The following is a 1,085-nucleotide window of genomic DNA, read 5'->3' on the forward strand; positions in this document are numbered from 1 at the left end:
ATAATAAAGACATTTGGGGTGCTTTAGGCTGAGATGATACCCATTGAACCTGATACAGTTAATACTGGCGAAGGGAAATGTGAAAAGTTTTTTTTCTTATGTTGAAGGAAACTGTCTAATCTTGTAAGGTAAACTCTAATTCTCGTTTGTAATTGGAGTTTTTTTGTTTATACAAACTGGATAGGCTTGTTTAGGTAGCTATCTGCAAATGCCCTCGATGTTCTTTAAAAGTATCAAGTGGAATTACGATTTTGCTTGGTATCTCTTGATATTTTATTGATTACTAAGGAGTAAAGAAAGGAAAAATAAATATGGAAACACAAGACTATGCATTTCAGCCAGGTTTGACCGTTGGAGAATTATTAAAAAGCAGTCAGAAGGATTGGCAGGCTGCAATCAATCATCGTTTTGTCAAGGAACTTTTTGCGGGGACAATTGAGAATAAGGTCTTAAAAGACTACCTGATTCAAGATTATCATTTCTTTGATGCTTTCTTATCCATGCTGGGAGCTTGTGTAGCTCACGCAGACCAGCTTGAATCCAAACTTCGTTTTGCCAAACAACTAGGCTTTCTTGAAGCAGATGAAGATGGTTATTTCCAAAAGGCTTTCAAAGAGTTAAAAGTAGCAGAGAATGACTATCTAGAAGTGACCTTGCACCCTGTAACAAAAGCGTTTCAGGAGCTAATGTATTCTGCTGTGGCTTCATCAGACTATGCTCATCTTTTGGTCATGCTGGTCATTGCAGAAGGTCTCTATTTAGACTGGGGTTCTAAAGATTTGGCTCTACCTGAAGCCTATATTCATTTAGAATGGGTCAATCTCCACAGAGGTCCTTTCTTTACAGAGTGGGTTCAATTTCTGGTTGACGAACTCAATCGTGTCGGGAAAAATCGAGAAGATTTGACAGAACTTCAGCAACGCTGGAATCAAGCAGTAGCTTTAGAATTAGCCTTTTTTGATATTGGTTATGAATTATAGGATAAATTCAATCCTTTTATGTAGATTAAAAGAATGAACAAACAAACTATATAAATATATTTTCCAGTCAAATATCTTGCTAGGGCTTTCAAATTCTGTTATACT

At 36.5% G+C, this 1,085-nt stretch carries 1 protein-coding gene and 1 riboswitch; the gene reads left to right on the forward strand.

Translation table 11 applies throughout. The annotated features are described in order from the left end of the window. Window positions 1-4 precede the first annotated feature (4 nt). Window positions 5-93: riboswitch (TPP riboswitch) on the forward strand. 218 nt (window positions 94-311) lie between these two features. Then, window positions 312-980: a TenA family protein gene (locus GMD6S_RS09380; protein WP_000449829.1), complete on the forward strand. Its 669-nt coding sequence runs from the start codon at window positions 312-314 to the stop codon at window positions 978-980. The last annotated feature ends 105 nt before the right edge of the window (window positions 981-1,085 follow it).

This window comes from Streptococcus sp. GMD6S (assembly GCF_000297015.1).